Annotated in this window: 24 protein-coding genes; 7 read left to right on the top strand and 17 right to left on the bottom strand. The window is 32.0% G+C overall.

Annotated features, from left to right (window positions below; genetic code table 11):
* Positions 1-149 precede the first annotated feature (149 nt).
* Positions 150-1,283: an Alp7A family actin-like protein gene (locus ACY3XC_RS19350; protein WP_464869973.1), complete on the top strand. Its 1,134-nt coding sequence runs from the start codon at positions 150-152 to the stop codon at positions 1,281-1,283.
* Positions 1,273-1,674: a hypothetical protein gene (locus tag ACY3XC_RS19345; protein WP_464869972.1), complete on the top strand. Its 402-nt coding sequence runs from the start codon at positions 1,273-1,275 to the stop codon at positions 1,672-1,674. The genes ACY3XC_RS19350 and ACY3XC_RS19345 overlap by 11 nt, the downstream gene beginning before the upstream one ends.
* Before the next feature lie 119 nt (positions 1,675-1,793).
* Here the strand turns inward: ACY3XC_RS19345 and ACY3XC_RS19340 are convergent, their stop codons facing one another.
* The 7 genes from ACY3XC_RS19340 to ACY3XC_RS19310 all read right to left on the bottom strand — a co-directional run bounded on the left by ACY3XC_RS19340 (position 1,794) and on the right by ACY3XC_RS19310 (position 5,216).
* The gene (locus ACY3XC_RS19340; protein WP_464869971.1) at positions 1,794-1,958 is read right to left on the bottom strand and encodes a hypothetical protein; all 165 of its coding nucleotides are present in this window, start codon (positions 1,956-1,958) and stop codon (positions 1,794-1,796) included.
* 216 nt (positions 1,959-2,174) lie between these two features.
* Positions 2,175-2,852, bottom strand: coding sequence for a hypothetical protein (locus ACY3XC_RS19335; RefSeq protein WP_464869970.1), 678 nt, complete (start codon positions 2,850-2,852; stop codon positions 2,175-2,177).
* A complete protein-coding gene (locus ACY3XC_RS19330) occupies positions 2,852-3,334 on the bottom strand; it encodes a TIR domain-containing protein (protein WP_464869969.1) in 483 nt (160 codons plus the stop codon). The genes ACY3XC_RS19335 and ACY3XC_RS19330 overlap by 1 nt, the downstream gene beginning before the upstream one ends.
* Before the next feature lie 15 nt (positions 3,335-3,349).
* Positions 3,350-3,745: a TIR domain-containing protein gene (locus tag ACY3XC_RS19325; protein ID WP_464870010.1), complete on the bottom strand. Its 396-nt coding sequence runs from the start codon at positions 3,743-3,745 to the stop codon at positions 3,350-3,352.
* Positions 3,730-3,933, bottom strand: a complete 204-nt coding sequence (locus ACY3XC_RS19320) for a hypothetical protein (RefSeq protein ID WP_464869968.1) — start codon at positions 3,931-3,933, stop codon at positions 3,730-3,732. The genes ACY3XC_RS19325 and ACY3XC_RS19320 overlap by 16 nt, the downstream gene beginning before the upstream one ends.
* Positions 3,934-4,265: 332 nt before the next feature.
* Positions 4,266-4,628, bottom strand: coding sequence for a DUF3895 domain-containing protein (locus tag ACY3XC_RS19315; RefSeq protein ID WP_464869967.1), 363 nt, complete (start codon positions 4,626-4,628; stop codon positions 4,266-4,268).
* Between the two features lie 153 nt (positions 4,629-4,781).
* The gene (locus ACY3XC_RS19310; RefSeq protein ID WP_464869966.1) at positions 4,782-5,216 is read right to left on the bottom strand and encodes a hypothetical protein; all 435 of its coding nucleotides are present in this window, start codon (positions 5,214-5,216) and stop codon (positions 4,782-4,784) included.
* Positions 5,217-5,358: 142 nt separating this feature from the next.
* On the opposite strand from ACY3XC_RS19310, the gene ACY3XC_RS19305 reads away from it, so the two are divergent.
* Positions 5,359-5,712 (top strand): hypothetical protein, encoded by a 354-nt coding sequence (locus tag ACY3XC_RS19305; RefSeq protein WP_464869965.1) that lies wholly within the window; start codon positions 5,359-5,361, stop codon positions 5,710-5,712.
* 189 nt (positions 5,713-5,901) lie between these two features.
* On the opposite strand, the gene ACY3XC_RS19300 is transcribed toward ACY3XC_RS19305, so the two are convergent.
* The gene (locus ACY3XC_RS19300; RefSeq protein ID WP_464869964.1) at positions 5,902-6,276 is read right to left on the bottom strand and encodes a type II toxin-antitoxin system PemK/MazF family toxin; all 375 of its coding nucleotides are present in this window, start codon (positions 6,274-6,276) and stop codon (positions 5,902-5,904) included.
* 935 nt (positions 6,277-7,211) lie between these two features.
* Here ACY3XC_RS19300 and ACY3XC_RS19295 point away from each other — a divergent pair.
* Complete coding sequence (locus ACY3XC_RS19295; protein ID WP_464869963.1) at positions 7,212-7,442, top strand: hypothetical protein; 231 nt, start codon at positions 7,212-7,214, stop codon at positions 7,440-7,442.
* Between the two features lie 19 nt (positions 7,443-7,461).
* Here ACY3XC_RS19295 and ACY3XC_RS19290 read toward each other — a convergent pair whose 3' ends face one another.
* From ACY3XC_RS19290 to ACY3XC_RS19265, 6 genes are all read right to left on the bottom strand, one after another.
* Entirely contained in the window at positions 7,462-7,734 is a 273-nt protein-coding gene (locus tag ACY3XC_RS19290; protein WP_464869962.1) for a hypothetical protein, read from the bottom strand.
* Between the two features lie 19 nt (positions 7,735-7,753).
* Positions 7,754-8,119 carry a hypothetical protein gene (locus tag ACY3XC_RS19285; RefSeq protein WP_464869961.1) on the bottom strand — a complete coding sequence of 122 codons (366 nt, stop codon included), beginning with the start codon at positions 8,117-8,119 and terminating at the stop codon, positions 7,754-7,756.
* The gene (locus ACY3XC_RS19280) at positions 8,100-8,282 is read right to left on the bottom strand and encodes a hypothetical protein (RefSeq protein ID WP_464869960.1); all 183 of its coding nucleotides are present in this window, start codon (positions 8,280-8,282) and stop codon (positions 8,100-8,102) included. The genes ACY3XC_RS19285 and ACY3XC_RS19280 overlap by 20 nt, the downstream gene beginning before the upstream one ends.
* 73 nt (positions 8,283-8,355) lie before the next feature.
* On the bottom strand, positions 8,356-8,544 hold the full coding sequence (locus ACY3XC_RS19275; RefSeq protein ID WP_464869959.1) for a hypothetical protein: 189 nt from the start codon (positions 8,542-8,544) through the stop codon (positions 8,356-8,358).
* 104 nt (positions 8,545-8,648) lie between these two features.
* A complete protein-coding gene (locus ACY3XC_RS19270; RefSeq protein ID WP_464869958.1) occupies positions 8,649-8,918 on the bottom strand; it encodes a hypothetical protein in 270 nt (89 codons plus the stop codon).
* A 148-nt stretch (positions 8,919-9,066) separates the two neighbouring features.
* Complete coding sequence (locus tag ACY3XC_RS19265; RefSeq protein ID WP_464869957.1) at positions 9,067-9,351, bottom strand: hypothetical protein; 285 nt, start codon at positions 9,349-9,351, stop codon at positions 9,067-9,069.
* Between the two features lie 186 nt (positions 9,352-9,537).
* Between ACY3XC_RS19265 and ACY3XC_RS19260 the strand changes: the two genes are divergently transcribed.
* The gene (locus ACY3XC_RS19260; protein ID WP_464869956.1) at positions 9,538-9,912 is read left to right on the top strand and encodes a hypothetical protein; all 375 of its coding nucleotides are present in this window, start codon (positions 9,538-9,540) and stop codon (positions 9,910-9,912) included.
* Positions 9,913-10,061: 149 nt separating this feature from the next.
* Positions 10,062-10,421 (top strand): hypothetical protein, encoded by a 360-nt coding sequence (locus ACY3XC_RS19255; RefSeq protein WP_464869955.1) that lies wholly within the window; start codon positions 10,062-10,064, stop codon positions 10,419-10,421.
* A gap of 60 nt (positions 10,422-10,481) precedes the next feature.
* Here the strand turns inward: ACY3XC_RS19255 and ACY3XC_RS19250 are convergent, their stop codons facing one another.
* A complete protein-coding gene (locus tag ACY3XC_RS19250; RefSeq protein WP_464869954.1) occupies positions 10,482-11,369 on the bottom strand; it encodes a DNA adenine methylase in 888 nt (295 codons plus the stop codon).
* Positions 11,370-12,436: 1,067 nt separating this feature from the next.
* On the opposite strand from ACY3XC_RS19250, the gene ACY3XC_RS19245 reads away from it, so the two are divergent.
* Complete coding sequence (locus tag ACY3XC_RS19245) at positions 12,437-13,495, top strand: hypothetical protein (RefSeq protein ID WP_464869953.1); 1,059 nt, start codon at positions 12,437-12,439, stop codon at positions 13,493-13,495.
* Between the two features lie 180 nt (positions 13,496-13,675).
* On the opposite strand, the gene ACY3XC_RS19240 is transcribed toward ACY3XC_RS19245, so the two are convergent.
* Both ACY3XC_RS19240 and ACY3XC_RS19235 read right to left on the bottom strand, forming a co-directional pair.
* Positions 13,676-14,059, bottom strand: coding sequence for a hypothetical protein (locus tag ACY3XC_RS19240; protein ID WP_464869952.1), 384 nt, complete (start codon positions 14,057-14,059; stop codon positions 13,676-13,678).
* Positions 14,060-14,086: 27 nt separating this feature from the next.
* The gene (locus ACY3XC_RS19235; protein WP_464869951.1) at positions 14,087-14,584 is read right to left on the bottom strand and encodes a GNAT family N-acetyltransferase; all 498 of its coding nucleotides are present in this window, start codon (positions 14,582-14,584) and stop codon (positions 14,087-14,089) included.
* Between the last annotated feature and the right edge of the window lie 25 nt (positions 14,585-14,609).

The following is a 14,609-nucleotide window of genomic DNA, read 5'->3' as shown; positions in this document are numbered from 1 at the left end:
AATACTTCTTTTTGCAATTTAAACCTGATTAATCCTGAATGCATTTTTTTATTATATTAAGAGGATTTTTTTATTTCTCCTACAAATTTAAAGTTGTAAACGTAGCGTTTACTTCAATTAATTAGTATGTTGAAAGGGGAAATAACAATATGAATTATACAATTGGAAGAGCTGCAATTGATATTGGCAACGACAGTCTTAAGGCTCTTTTTAATAACGATAGTGAACAAATGCATATTCCTAATCTCGTAGCAGAAATGGCAAATAACCGAAACATTAAAGAATTTGAAAAGGATGTTCTCGATGGTATCCATGTAGAAATTACTTCAGTTTCTCTGAAACGTAAAAATGGGGTATATGCAGTCGGGAATTTAGCTCGGCAACAACACAATTATTCTGAATTAGCCATCCATTCTAAAAAAAGTGAAAATGACCAGTCAGTTATTCTATTACTTACCTCACTAGCAATACATGCTGCTCAATCGGGGGATTTTCCAAATAAAGATGAAATAATTGAAGCTAAATATAATCTATCTACTGGTTTGCCTATGATGGCAACCTTAGAGGAGAGAAAGTTATTCAGGGATAAACTTCAGAAAAATACCCATGAAATAAAATTTTTACATACACCACTACTTCTTGGAAAAACAGTTAGAATTTCGTTTGAAAAGGTATTCGTCAACTTAGAAGGGCTAGCGTCTTTTATTAATCTCTCGAAGAAAAACGAAGAGTTGACTCAACAGGAATTGATGATTGTGGACATTGGTGCATTAACAACAGATATAGCCGTTATCGGTAAAAAAGCAACTGTCAATAATTCTGTATCTACTGGGTATTCAGAGGGAATCTCTCCTTATCTTGATAGAATCATCAATCGAGTCCGTAGTGAAATTGGTTATCCAATCAAAACAAGAAAAGATATTGTAGAAATTATTACAACTGAAAACACCTTAGATAAAAATCATGTTTATCTCTTCGGTAATCGTACTAGCATTGCACACATCGTTGAAGAAGAACTTACGACTCTGGCACGAAAACAGTATTCCTATATGTTAGATGTATGGAACAAAGTACCAAGCATAAGATTCTGTTATTTTGTGGGTGGTGGTGCAATTGTACTAAAAGATTACATTGAATCTATTATGTACAAAGATAGCGATAACCTTCCCATAAGGTTTCTTAACACAAATGATAGTATTTGGAGTATTTGTGAGTCTTATTTTTCAATACTTGAAACTTGGCTAAATAAGCAACAGAAAGAGCGAATGTATCATGGCAATTAAAAAAGGCGGAGTCATATCTTTCCGCCTTCCACAAGATACTTCAAATGAAATTCTTAATTACTTAAGCCAATTAAAAATTACAACAGGAAGAACATTTTCTTCTCGCATACTTCAGATTTTCCTTAATGGGTTAGCCAAAGAGCTTCAACAACACACTAGGGATGATTACATATTTCTTAATATCCCTAAAGAGTTTCCTTTTGAAAAGAGGAGATGGCTTCAATCTAAAGAAACTCAGCAACACTTATTGTCACTTCTAATGCACCCAATACAAGAGTTACCAGCTACAGATTTGGTTTCAGAAAAATTCATTATTGAACAATCCCAAGTTAAAATTCCTACCGATACAGAAATATTTATCTTAGACAATTTCATTGATTTTAATGATTAGAACTGCTTATAAAAGCAGTTCTTTTTATTGGCACCCATCATTTGTTACAATTATTACTAAATGATCCACACAAAGTGTCATTTTAATTCATCTTATTATGTATAGTTTAAACAGTTCACTTACTCATTAATTTCTTTAAGGTAAGATTTGTACATTTCATCAATAATAAAAGCTTCTATCTCACTTTCAAAATTAAATAACCTGCCTTGAAATTTATATGTCCTAGTGTAATCCTCCTGTAATACTTCAATTAAACCGGCTTTGTATAGGTCTTTAATATTCATTGTTACTTCCTCCACTGTTTTGATTAGGATTCAATTATATTAAATTGAAATCAATAAAACTTAAGATATGCCAAAAACTTTTAATGAAAAGGAGATTTTGTTATTAATTTTAAATAATTTATTTCTATGTTAAATTAGACAAATAAAAAAGGAGAATCACGGCTTGTAGATTCTCCCTTTTTCTTCAATTAAATGAGTTAACTCATCATAAAATCCTTACTTAAATTGATTATAAATATTTTTGAAGAAATTTACGATTTTTGTTGGAGTATTAGCTGGTTTTTCGTGAGAAAACTTTCTTAGTTCATCTGAATACTTGATAAGCTCGGTATTCACTTCTTTCATTGATTTTATTAATTCATCGTATTCTGGGTATTTTTTTTGAATTTCTTGTGGAGTAAGGTTTTTATTTTCTTCCTCATCAACAGCCTTTTCATACCACTTTTTGTATTTACCTTGCCATTCAGTTAAATGAGGTCTCAATCCCTTATTTAATACATCTATTGATAATTGTACTATTTCCTGAGCATTCTCATTATTCTCTAAATCCTTAGCAGAAAATTCCAATAAATACTCTCTAGTTAATTTAAACATGTCATACCAGGATGAGTAAACATCCATAATAATATCGTTATTTTCATCAATAGGAATAGCAGCCTTCCTGGTATTCAACTGTATATAAAGCTTCCAGGCAATATCTAACTCTTTTTGAGAAAGTTCTGCTTTATTAAATGAATAAGTACCTAGGGCAAAAGGAGCATTTATTGTGATTGTTCCTCTATTATATGTACTAAAAAAATGGATAATTATAAATACAAAACCCATGAAAAATAAAATGAGACTTATATTAAGAAAAATCTTTTTCTTCCTCCTTTTCTTATAGTTCCAAATCATTATCCGTTTCTCACCCTTCTTGTTCTCCAATTCCTTATAAGAGAAGGATACTGGCGGTTAAAAAAAGCCTGCTCAATTTTACTATCAAGTTGCCATGAAATGTTTTCCCATTTCATGCTTACAGCATAACCACTATCAAGGTTGTCTTGTAGCCGGGATGGAACAATGGTTGCACTTGGCAACATTATGGCTAATAGACCATTTCTTGTCCTACTGCCATATGAACGTAAAGAAGAATAAATCTCCCAATCTACCCATTTACGTTTATATGATTCACTACCTACAAGAACAATAGTTACTGTAGAGTCTCTTAAATGTCTACTTCTAATAACACTTAAGATATAATCATTATCCTCACTGTCTAAAGCTGATGGAAGAGACCGGTCAATTATAGTGTTGTTTTGACCATAGAACCCCTTTAAGTAATCTGCCTTCGATTGATCATTTCCATGATGATAACTTACAAATACTTTACGCGCCAAAGTTCTTCCCCCTTATCATGAATTCCACTTTAAATATTTATTTAATGGATGAGTAGAACTATAATACTCAACAATATTTGGAGAAGAAACAATTGATTTTTTATACAAAGCTTCTGTCGCAGCTAAATCAGAAAGGTAACTATTTAAACTTTTAATACCGTTTAATATATTTGTAACCTTTAAGTATGATGGTATGTAATCAACATCTTTCATTAATAGTGTTGATATAGTATTGCTTGCATTGCCTACAGTTCTGCCCTGACTTTTAGCAAACCCAACCTCATATGGAACCCACCATGAACGCTTAGTAGCATTCGATACTAAGCATAAAATATCTGTTGAATGAGTTATTCCTTTTTCAATACTTTGGGTGATTTTTTCATCATCTTCTTTGTTTACAGCGTCCTGCAGTCCCCTATCATAAATATCAAGATAGATGTCAAAACCAATTTTGTTATATACTCCCCAATTTCAACGGCGGTTGTTTTATCTATAGAGATATGTGAAATAAAAATGCATCGCTTTTTTAACTCTTGCTTTTCACTAAAAGCATTACGAAGATTAACAGCATTAGCTAAATTTGTTCCTGGAACTCTCACATTAGATCTCCTACCCATCAATTCAGAATTCAAAACATTTGTTCCCTTTTTACAATTTAATACTAGCATATTTTATATCGGATTGGTAAAGAAAAATATATTATGTATTTATTCAAATACCCTACTAAGGCAATGTATATCACACTTATACACTGTATACATCGCGTATATACTCTGTACTTATTGAAAAAGAAGCCCATAAGAGGCTTCTATATTATGTATTGGGAGCACTTAAATTGAAAATACATTGATTTTCCCCTCTATTTTTACTAATGTTCAAAAATGCACCGATATTTTTGTCAGTAATTCAATATAAAACAATGCTTTATTTCTTAAATAACCGAATACCATCGATTATCATAATTAGCGTTTTCAACACGAAGAAGTCCTTGTTTTACTAATTGTTCTAACACCATTGATACGTATGAATAGACCTTTGGTTTTCCTGTACTATAATTTCCTTTAAAGTTTTGGGGAATAATATTTATTTCCTCACAAATCTCAAGAACACTGATTGTTCCGCTATGTTCTAATAGTAGAATGATAAACTGATGCGCATCCTCCCCTAAAGGAGAAACAATCATTGGCTTTCCAGATAGCTTTTTGGGATTTGCACTAGTTAATATACCTACAGGTGCATTAGTAGCAATTCGTTTTGATTTCTGCTTATTATTTATCGTTTCAAGTTCTTGCAAATACTCTTGTTCCCGTCTTTCTGCTTCCTTTCCTCTTACTACTTTTTGTATTCGACAAATTTGTTTATCTAATAAAGGTAAACTAAGACAAATATGCTCTTGTATATCCTCCGGAAGAATTATCTGATACTCATTGGCTTTTGTAACAATACCTTAATCCCAGCCATTTTCAACTTTATAAAGAATCTCATCTAATTCGTAATCAATCCGTTCAAATCCTTTGATTATATCCTTAACAATATGAGAAGGTATTCCTGTATGAAACTCAAAATGATTTTTACCAAACCTTTTGATTTCGCCTGTCGTTAAATTTCTTACTATGTATTGGAAACGAAGTGACATTCCGCATCCACACCGATATGGTCTATTTCCTTCCCCACCATCCAGTAAATCAAGAAATTCCCATTGTTGAATTTCTTTCTCTAGTTCTTGGTCTGAACCGTTATCAGTTCCTTTTCCCCTTGCTAATTCATTAGAGAATACAGTTCTTTTCCCTCGCTTTAGCCTATCCAATAGGTAATTGCATTGCCCTTCTGTTAAAGAATTTAAAATTTCATTTCTTTGATATGTAGAATAAAAATAATTCATCTAAATGACACCCCCTAATGAAATTATAGCGAATAACACATCCATTTCCTTAAGAGATGGATTTTTTTTGTTATTTGTTCTCGCATTAAAAAAATATTATAATCATGTATACGAACATACATTCTTTGCCGAGGTGAGAAGAATGAAGGCAAATATATCTAATGAACTTGAGGATTTAATTATTGAAAAAATATATCTGGAATTAGAAGTCCATATTTTGACAAAACGATTAGAAACAGCGACTCGAAAAAAGGAAAGTAAAGGGATTACCTTTTTTGAGAATACTTTAAAAAGTAAATCGGCGCTTCTTAAAAAGGTTAACGATCTACTAAGACAGGAGAACGTAAAAATACACGAACCAATAAAGAATGGCATATTTGTTCAATATAATTTTTATGTAAAAGTAAAGGGGGGTTATAAAGAGGGGTGTATGCGTTTTTGGAAAGATGCAATAAAATATAAATTAAATCAGCGGTTAAATGGAAAACAGAAATGATTCCAGCATATCTGATATTTTATAAAAATTCCCTCACAGCTGTCATTGGTGGTCCTAGTGGGATAAATACATTTATTAAAATATTATTATATTCTTCAATGACAAAGACAATGTATACATTACATATACACTGTATACATCCTGTATATACGCTGTCCTTATTGAAAAAGAAGCTCATATAAGGCTTCTTTAGATTATGTATTGGTGACATCCAACGGCAATTAACATTGATTTTTCTATTATTTTTAATGTTTCCTCACAAACCCTTGCAATCGGTTGAGAAAGAATCCTATGTTTAGAAATACTACGAATTTGTTCGCAAAGGATTACTGAAGACTCGATTGCTGCTTTCCTTTGCTCTAAATCATTCTCATCAATATGTACATGGGTAGGTAATTTCCTTTGTTTTGATTTATAGCTACTTGTTATTGGACAAGCAATAATTACTGGACTATATATGTTTGCAAGTTGATTAGAAACAATAACAACAGGTCTTTTTCCACATTGCTCACTTTTAATACCATCCAATTCACAATATACTATATCTCCACGTTTCAATTCCATTTGTTATCACCTTTTCTTTGATTTTTCATATTTTACAACCAATCTAGGAAAAATCAATAAATAAAATAATTTATTTAGTAGATATATGATTAAGCAGATTCCGAACTTTGTATTACTTTAGACTAGAAATCATGTGAAAAGAACAATATTTTTAACTGTTTTATAAACAACAGGGTTCTCAGTGGATGAGTGTGAGGGAGATAAACTACCCCTTATAAAAGGGGCAGAAAACGGATACTAATTTATACTCAAATTTGAGTGCTCGGTCGTTTTTTTCATGATATGCTGCTCGCAGTGTAGCACTACAAACAAATCCTCCAGGTCCATCGTTACGGATTAATCCACCACAGATACACATCATGCTACCTCGCTAACGCGAATGGGACGGTAAACATCTGGAAAAAATAATACCCATCTAACGGGTTACACAACGATGGTAAGTCGTTGCCGGGGTAGACGGGATACCCAACGGAAAAAGCTTAACGTCAATATACAACAACATGCTTGCCTTCCAATCATGCCGAGGTGCGCTTCGCAACATTCTCAATTGTCTAATTAAGATTTTTAGTAAAAATAGATTTGATTAAAACCTATGATCGTTATTTTTCAGTAATAATATTAAATCCTACTTGAATTTTTTTGTTTTTAAGTTTTCTTTAAATTAGAAAGCCTTATGGTATAACAGCCAATAATTGAAATATTATACCGATTAATAAATAATCCCTATAGGAAAAAGCGCCAAAAGGATGCTACCATCCATTATTTACACATGGTTCACTGCCAAATTTATTTTGTCTCATCTAGATAAGAAGCGAAATCAATACTGCTGAATCACTGACCGCCTTTTTTTATTAATGATTAATCATAAGGGTAGGATTCTTCAACTTAAATGTCGAACATTAAAGAACATACGTTTGCTCAAGGAGGAAAGAAAAATGGATAGAATTAGCAGTTTAGCCTATTTGCTGTACCACTTTAACGATGAGAAGAATATCAAAGATTCAGCTATTATGCTATTGAATGGTGATGTTGATTTGAAACAACTAAAGAAAAATAAGAAGATGCTCCCTTACCTTACAGAAGCGGAGCATTACTTAAAGGAATATGAGATAAATACTAGCAATGTTGCAGCCTTTATCGAGGAGTTTTTGTTAGTCGAAATTTAATAATAAAAACGCAGTATTTTCACTGCGTTTTCTTATTGTTTTCTTTGAACTTTTCCGATTTAATCTTCTCAATAATTTGTTTAATAATTACCTGTGCTGATTCGGTGTCATTCTTATTGATTATTGCTAATTCTTTAAGCGATTTGATTAATTTGGAACGTGTCGGTTCTTCGAGATTATCAATCATATCAATAACAATGCTGGTGTCAATTTCTTCAGTGCCCAAAAGAGTTTTACTACTTTCTATTTCAAGTCCCTGTCTCTTTTTATTCTTGTTATAGTGTTCAATCATTGATTCTTCCGGTTTTAACTCAATCAATTTTATCTTCAGGAAGGTCCAGCCTTTTATCATATTTCTTAGCTAAAGATTCATCTTCTGGAAGGTCCTTTTTCTTCCTTATTGTTCCATCGGGATACTCATACACGATGTCACCTTCATCGTCCTTGTAAACAATATACGTACCATTCTTACGTGCTTCCTCCATCGCTACATCACCCATATTTCTAATTAATCCCTCAAATTTATCTTCTTTAGAATTAAAAGTAGCTTCAAGCATTTCTTCCGGCATAGAATGCGTATCCCAGAATACACCAGTTTCTTCTTCCGTCATCCCTTGTGGAATTTCACTTAGGTTATTGATGATAATTCTGCCTTTTTCATCTTTCCTTTTTTTCATTACTCTCATCTTCTTTCAAGGCTTTTTCCAATCTTTTACTCAGTTCCTCAACTCTATTCAGGATTTCTTTGGTCTTTCTGTTACTTTCCGTTTGCTGAAAATTTATCATACCTTCCAAATCCAACTTATCGAAAATAGATGTGACTTTTTTATTTTTAATCACCAATCCACCATTTCGCCTGACCTTTTTCTAAGAGTTCCTCAACTTTAAGACCTATTTCAATAACTTCCCAGGGTTAATAAATTTCCTCTGCCCATAACATTCCTTGTTTGTTTCCGACTGTTTCCAGCATAAGTAAATGAGGTTGGTCATCTGGTTCATAAATTTCTTCAAGCAGCTTGTATTCTTCCTCAGTAACGCCTTCAGGAAGCTTATTTGTAATTGTTACTTTAACATTTCTTCCTGATCTTTTCTTTTCGGTCATACAAATCAACCTTCTTCTTTTCTTATTTTTACATTATACCTTGTTCTAAGATAGAGCACTCTTTGTTGAGGTAAAATACATAAAAATCCCTGCCGCAACAGGGATTACTTGATTATATATTTCTGCATTTCTCTGATGTACTCCTCCTCCGATATTTTACCTTCCATTCTGTCTTTTAGTGGCGGTGGTAACATTTCCAGTAGGAACTGGTAAGCAGCTTTAATTCCTACGGCATCAGCAAGCTCGAAATAATGGATTTCATCCACATCATCATCCACAAATGCCAACATGAGTTTATATTTTTCCCATAATTCACCATTATTCTCTTTAATATATTTTAGATTAAATGAGTACAAAGATTTCTCCATCTCCATCTCCAAGCCCCTTCCACTTCCATTAGGACTTTTAGTTTATTCTCTTCCATAATAGTAAACCATAATGCGCTACATATATTGATATATAGGTATTTTTTGATGATTTAAGTCACTTCACTTAATAGGATTCAGTAAAGGGTTGATTAATTCATTCTTTCATCGTGATGATGACATTTTTTCTCACCCATTCCATCGCTTCTTCCATCGTCATTTTTCCATCTTCGAGAGCCTTGATGTGCGGATTCATTTCTAGGAAAAATTCATGAGCTGTTGACCTTGATATTTGAGCCAGTTCATTTTGGTATACTACCTCCGTGTCAAAAAATACAAATAGCATTTTGAATCTCTCGTATAACCCAGGTTGATTCTGCTGTAAAAATTTTATGTTATAGCCGATTCCTGTTCTTAGCATGTTTCTTTCTGAATCCGTCATAATATCAACTCCTAAATTTTTCAGATTGTACCACGATTATAGAAAGCAAGATTAAACATCTTCAACTATTGGCTGTTATTATTCGCAATGTAAAACATAATTTTATTTTTTATGGATTAAAAAAAGGATTTCCTCTTTTTCTTTGCAAATAGAAAGTTACTAAAGAACAAGGAGGAATTCATAATTATGGAAGATATGAATGTAGGATACGTTAAAATTCTTAATGATTATTATGACAAAATTTTAGGTATGTGGGTTAAAGAATTTATGTTTAAATTGACGAGTGAAGATATGGGATATTATGTTCGTATTAAATCTTTAGATAATAAATACAAATATTTGGACTATGTAGCTGGAGATGATATCGATTTTTCTGACCATAAATTGCTGAGGAAATTATATTTAGATTTCTGTTTTTTTCTTAAAACAGGTGAACAGGAAAAGTGCAATTCTATTTATGAAATTTTAGATAGACTTGGTGATGTGAGGGAAAACATTGATTACCTAATTCCACTTTTATTAAAAATGACAGAAGATAATGATGAAGCAAATAGTTGCTGATGATAACGTTAATTATATCAATTTGAAGAGGATCACCTCTTCCATTTTTTTGTTTTCTAACTGTTATAACAAAAATAAGAATTCAATAAAGGCTTTATTTATTTTTATCACAAATTATAGTGGACAAAGCACAAGGAGGAATTTTTCTTATGGGAGATAGAAATATTGAACTTTTAAAAGTAAAAGATAAATATTATGATAAGGATATGTGTAAATGGGTCAAAAATTTTATCATAAAGCTTGACAGTGATGTCAATGAATATTATATACGCCTAACATCTCTAGACAATAAAGTTTGGTATCTAGATAAAGGCACGGATATCGGTTTCGCTGACCAAAGTTTGAAAATGAAACTTTACAATGATTGTCATGCAGCTCTTGAAGTTGATGATATGGCAAAGATTGATTCCATTTTTAAGATATTGGATAGACAAAATAAGATTAGGAATAATATTAACCATTTTATCCCTCAGTTATTAGCAATGACAGAAGATAAGGCAAAAAGTTGATGATGATTTGATAATAATTAAGGGAAGAGACTAGCACTCTTCCCTTTCGCTTTCTTTAGATTAATAATTTGTAATCACTAATTCGCTAACTTTACCGCGTCGACTTGGATTTGAATTGATGCTTCGATTAGCTTCAATTCTGTTAATATTAAATGACCGATAGTTCCGGTCAAAGAAGTCATCGTCAGTATTCAGGCTTGTTGGGTCAGAATTAGTTAACATTAGCATAGAACCTTTCTTATTCATTTCATTAAAAAAGCCAGCTAGCTTAATTTGTTCTTCCTCATTAAATCCAGCAGCCTGATACTTGGTGAAGTTTTTAGCTGCATCCAGTGGACGATAAGGTGGATCAAGCAGGCAGAATGTATCATCATCGAACCATTTGCCGCTTTCTTCATAGCTTTGATTATAAATCTCCACCTGCTGCAAGACAGTAGAACATAATCTCAAGTTTTCCTCATCACATATAACCGGTTTTATGTATCTTCCAATCGGGACATTGAATTCCCCTTTTTTATTCTCGCGATAAAGCCCATTGAAGCATGTCTTATTCAGAAAGATAAGCAGAGCAGCTTTTTCAATATTAACCGTATTTTTTTTATTAAAGCTTTCCCTCATTTGATAGTAAAAGTCTTCTTTCTCTGTTTCTGATAATGAATAATATTGAACTTGTAGTTCTTGTAATCTATTAATAAGTTCCTCAACGTTTTGTTGAACTGTTTGATATGTAGTAATTAAATTTACGTTGGTGTCAGAAATGATTGCTCTTTCAATAGGATATTTTTGTAGGATATGAAATAACAATGATCCTCCGCCAACAAAATTTTCAATATAGGTTTTACATTTTCCCTCTTTTAATTCAACAGGGAAGTATTGCTCCAACTGGGATATTACTCTCTGTTTTCCGCCAGCCCACTTAATAAATGGTTTTGCAATTGTTTGTTTCATGATGAACCCTTGCTTTTTAATAGAGCAAGGTCTATCCTCCTCACAAATTCGTACTCTGCTTTAGCAGGTACATGTTATTTGCAAGGATTTTTGGCTAATCCTAGTTCAATATAAAATATTATTAATAAATTTTTTTGATAATTTGAGCAGTTCCACTTTAGAGGTAAATAGTCATCTAACCCTTAATCAAAAAATTCAAATCCTTTATCTTATCAAAAAAATGGAGTCAAATGTAGAGAAACACAAATAACTTACTTCCAGAAATACTTTTTATCTGTTTTTGAAAATAAAATTTAAAAATCAACATAAAAATTTTATCAACCTGCTATTATTCATTCATAAGATCACTTCAAACAAGGATGTCGTAATATGGACTACATACATGGCTCCTTTTTGAAAAAACAAATAATAAGAAATGAGGAAATTAATATGCCAAATTGGTGTGAAGGTACATTAAAAGTAAGAGGTACAAAAGAGAATATTAAGCGGTTTTTACTAGAATGTTTAAATCCAGTTAAAATGAATCACAAAAGGAAGTTAAAGAGAATAAACGGAAACTTGAAATACGTTCTGACCATTGCTTTCATATTGTAGGAACTAATAGAAACTTGATTACGAGCAACATCGTTTTCTATTTTGATAATGATGAAGAGATAGAAATCTGTGTTATCGAAGATTACAAAACGGCTTGGTCCATTGACACAGAACCACTAGCACAAATATCTCTATAGTACGATATAGATTTTAAGATATATGCTTTTGAAGCTGGCACGGAATTCAACCATGATATTGAAATTCATAAGGGCGAAATTATCATAGATGACACAATTGAGTTTGATGATTACAACTGTGAATGTATTAATCCATGTCTAGGCGGATGATGAATAACACTAATAATATTGTAGAAAAAACACTGCAATTCAAGTTGAATAACGTAAGACGAAAATCAAAATTACATACTTCTTGCTCATAAGAAATTATTCCCAAAAATAAAAAACTCAAAATTGATAAAAAAAGTTTTTGAATTTGATATTATTGGGACACATCAAATAAGGAGGTCATTAACAATGGCTAATAACTGTCACCAAACATTAATTATTAAAGGAAATCAAATAAATATACAATGGATTATTTCACGCCTAACTGAGGATAATGAATACATTCGTTTTAGCAACATAATCCCAATTCCATCTGATGAAAAGTTAAAGGAATTACAACTTTCTAAATCAGAATGGTGCGAAAAGAAGTACGAACCAGATTGTGACTTTGGAATACTACATGGAACTGAAATCACAGAAAATCAAGGAATACTTGAATTTCACACTAGAAATTCACCATGTCGTCAATTTGTTTTTCAATTATGCCAAATTTTTAAATATGAAAATTTTTATTTATCGTTCAATGAACCATACGGTGGTTTTCGAGGTCACATAGAATGTGAAAATGGAGAAGTATTAGAAGAAGAATATTTTGATAAAGATTTTGAAAGAGAATTGAGCCTAGAAGAAATTGATATACTCCATGATGAGTTAAAAGGAACAAATTTCTATCATTATCTAACTTTATCCGGCGACACCAATACTCTAAAAGAAATTTCATCTCGCATAGAGTATAATGACCAAATCGTTAAATTTAGCAGCCTAATTCCAACACCATCTATAGAAGAATTAGCAGGATTAAAAATTTCTTTAAGTAATTGGTTTGAAATGAACTACGGTTCAAAAAGGGATTACGGATTGCTGTTTTCTAGAATAGAGCTTTCTGATAACCTCATCTCCATTAACTTTTATACAGAAGATTCTCCTTGTCGTGAATTACTTTTTAAATTGAGTCAGGTATTTAAAAATGTGGAATTTCACACCAATTTCGGGGAAGTTTCAGGGAAAATTGGTGGAACATTCAGATGCAAAAATGGAAAGGTAATTTATAGCGGTATTGAAGATGAATGCGGATATGCAATTAAAGAACAGACCCCATCATTTCTTGAACCTTTTGGTAATTTTTTAGACTACGTGGACAACAAAAATGGGGACATTCTTGAAAATTCACAACCTGATGTCCCAAGCGAAGAGGCTAAAAAAAAGATGGTTGATGATATTGAAGCCTTTATGTCATTTTTTCTATAAATCCTTGGGGACATTAACTCTATTTATATATAGGAGCTGTGAAAGTGCTACCAGCGTGAACCGTCTTACAGTATAATACTAATTTCATTGTAAAAATACATATTCAAACCTCTAAAAGGTTCTTAAGATTACATAATAAAAAGTCATTTTGGGGCCGGATCAACTGAAGATGAATTACATTTATCTAATGTGTCCTTCCCCATTACAACTAAGCAGTGGATTACCCCAACCTTCCATAAAAGCAATCACGAGCACAAAGAGAAATAAATAATACAGTTGAGAAGTGATAGTTGAAAAACCTAATAATACGATAGAAATTAATAAAGCCTTAATAATTTGAAGGGAAACTAAAAGTTTAGAAAAACGAAATCTATAAAGTAATAAAGGAGCTGTGAACCCTGCTGCAATTCGTGCTAAAGCATTGAGTAAAGGAAAAATGGATGCGATGAATGCTGAACCTGTATTTTGATAAATAAACGTAGTTAAAACCATTATATAAACAACATCAGCTAATGAAATACTGGTTTTAGCAATCCAGAAGTAATAAAAGGGTCTCTTTTTCATAAAATCTCCATTCAGAAAATATTACTCTTATAAACTCATATGTAAAATAAATAATTCTCCTTTTCTCCCCATCACTCTTATCCCTTTATCCTCAAATCCACCCTTCTCATATACATATTGGGCTACCCTATTCGAATGATTTACTGCTAGAATTATTTCATTTTTACTAGGAAAATGTTTTTTTACAAATGAAGGTAACTCAAATAGTGACTTTTTAGCTATTCCTTTTCCTTGATAGCTGGAATGAACAGAATAAGCTCTCAATAGAATGGCATCTCTATTGTCACTATATGCTTTAACTCCCTCCCACCCGTGAAGCACAAAAAATCCAGCTGTCTTGTTATTGTTGAGAATAACGATGGGATAACGTTCATCCTCTTTTTCACATTTCTCGATAGCATCCAATGGTAATGAAGTATATTTTAATTGTTCTTGTGGCAATTCATAGTTTTTCAACTGCGATTTATACTCTGGTTCATAAAAATCTAGAACTACACTGTTTTTTTGTGTTGTATGACTATTCATTAGGTTCACCCTGCCTTATGTATTT

The sequence above is a fragment of the Bacillus sp. CZDM1 genome (assembly GCF_055502545.1).
This window is presented reverse-complemented; position numbering and strand designations above follow the sequence as displayed.

Bases quoted from the DNA above. Each gene is read 5' to 3' on its own strand.
- ACY3XC_RS19350 (WP_464869973.1), top strand. From the start codon at position 150: ATGAATTATACAATTGGAAGAGCTGCAATTGATATTGGCAACGACAGT.
- ACY3XC_RS19345 (WP_464869972.1), top strand. From the start codon at position 1,273: ATGGCAATTAAAAAAGGCGGAGTCATATCTTTCCGCCTTCCACAAGAT.
- ACY3XC_RS19340 (WP_464869971.1), bottom strand. From the start codon at position 1,958: ATGAATATTAAAGACCTATACAAAGCCGGTTTAATTGAAGTATTACAG.
- ACY3XC_RS19335 (WP_464869970.1), bottom strand. From the start codon at position 2,852: ATGATTTGGAACTATAAGAAAAGGAGGAAGAAAAAGATTTTTCTTAAT.
- ACY3XC_RS19310 (WP_464869966.1), bottom strand. From the start codon at position 5,216: ATGAATTATTTTTATTCTACATATCAAAGAAATGAAATTTTAAATTCT.
- ACY3XC_RS19305 (WP_464869965.1), top strand. From the start codon at position 5,359: ATGAAGGCAAATATATCTAATGAACTTGAGGATTTAATTATTGAAAAA.
- ACY3XC_RS19300 (WP_464869964.1), bottom strand. From the start codon at position 6,276: ATGGAATTGAAACGTGGAGATATAGTATATTGTGAATTGGATGGTATT.
- ACY3XC_RS19295 (WP_464869963.1), top strand. From the start codon at position 7,212: ATGGATAGAATTAGCAGTTTAGCCTATTTGCTGTACCACTTTAACGAT.
- ACY3XC_RS19290 (WP_464869962.1), bottom strand. From the start codon at position 7,734: ATGATTGAACACTATAACAAGAATAAAAAGAGACAGGGACTTGAAATA.
- ACY3XC_RS19285 (WP_464869961.1), bottom strand. From the start codon at position 8,119: ATGAAAAAAAGGAAAGATGAAAAAGGCAGAATTATCATCAATAACCTA.
- ACY3XC_RS19275 (WP_464869959.1), bottom strand. From the start codon at position 8,544: ATGACCGAAAAGAAAAGATCAGGAAGAAATGTTAAAGTAACAATTACA.
- ACY3XC_RS19270 (WP_464869958.1), bottom strand. From the start codon at position 8,918: ATGGAGATGGAGAAATCTTTGTACTCATTTAATCTAAAATATATTAAA.
- ACY3XC_RS19265 (WP_464869957.1), bottom strand. From the start codon at position 9,351: ATGACGGATTCAGAAAGAAACATGCTAAGAACAGGAATCGGCTATAAC.
- ACY3XC_RS19260 (WP_464869956.1), top strand. From the start codon at position 9,538: ATGGAAGATATGAATGTAGGATACGTTAAAATTCTTAATGATTATTAT.
- ACY3XC_RS19255 (WP_464869955.1), top strand. From the start codon at position 10,062: ATGGGAGATAGAAATATTGAACTTTTAAAAGTAAAAGATAAATATTAT.
- ACY3XC_RS19250 (WP_464869954.1), bottom strand. From the start codon at position 11,369: ATGAAACAAACAATTGCAAAACCATTTATTAAGTGGGCTGGCGGAAAA.
- ACY3XC_RS19245 (WP_464869953.1), top strand. From the start codon at position 12,437: ATGGCTAATAACTGTCACCAAACATTAATTATTAAAGGAAATCAAATA.
- ACY3XC_RS19240 (WP_464869952.1), bottom strand. From the start codon at position 14,059: ATGAAAAAGAGACCCTTTTATTACTTCTGGATTGCTAAAACCAGTATT.
- ACY3XC_RS19235 (WP_464869951.1), bottom strand. From the start codon at position 14,584: ATGAATAGTCATACAACACAAAAAAACAGTGTAGTTCTAGATTTTTAT.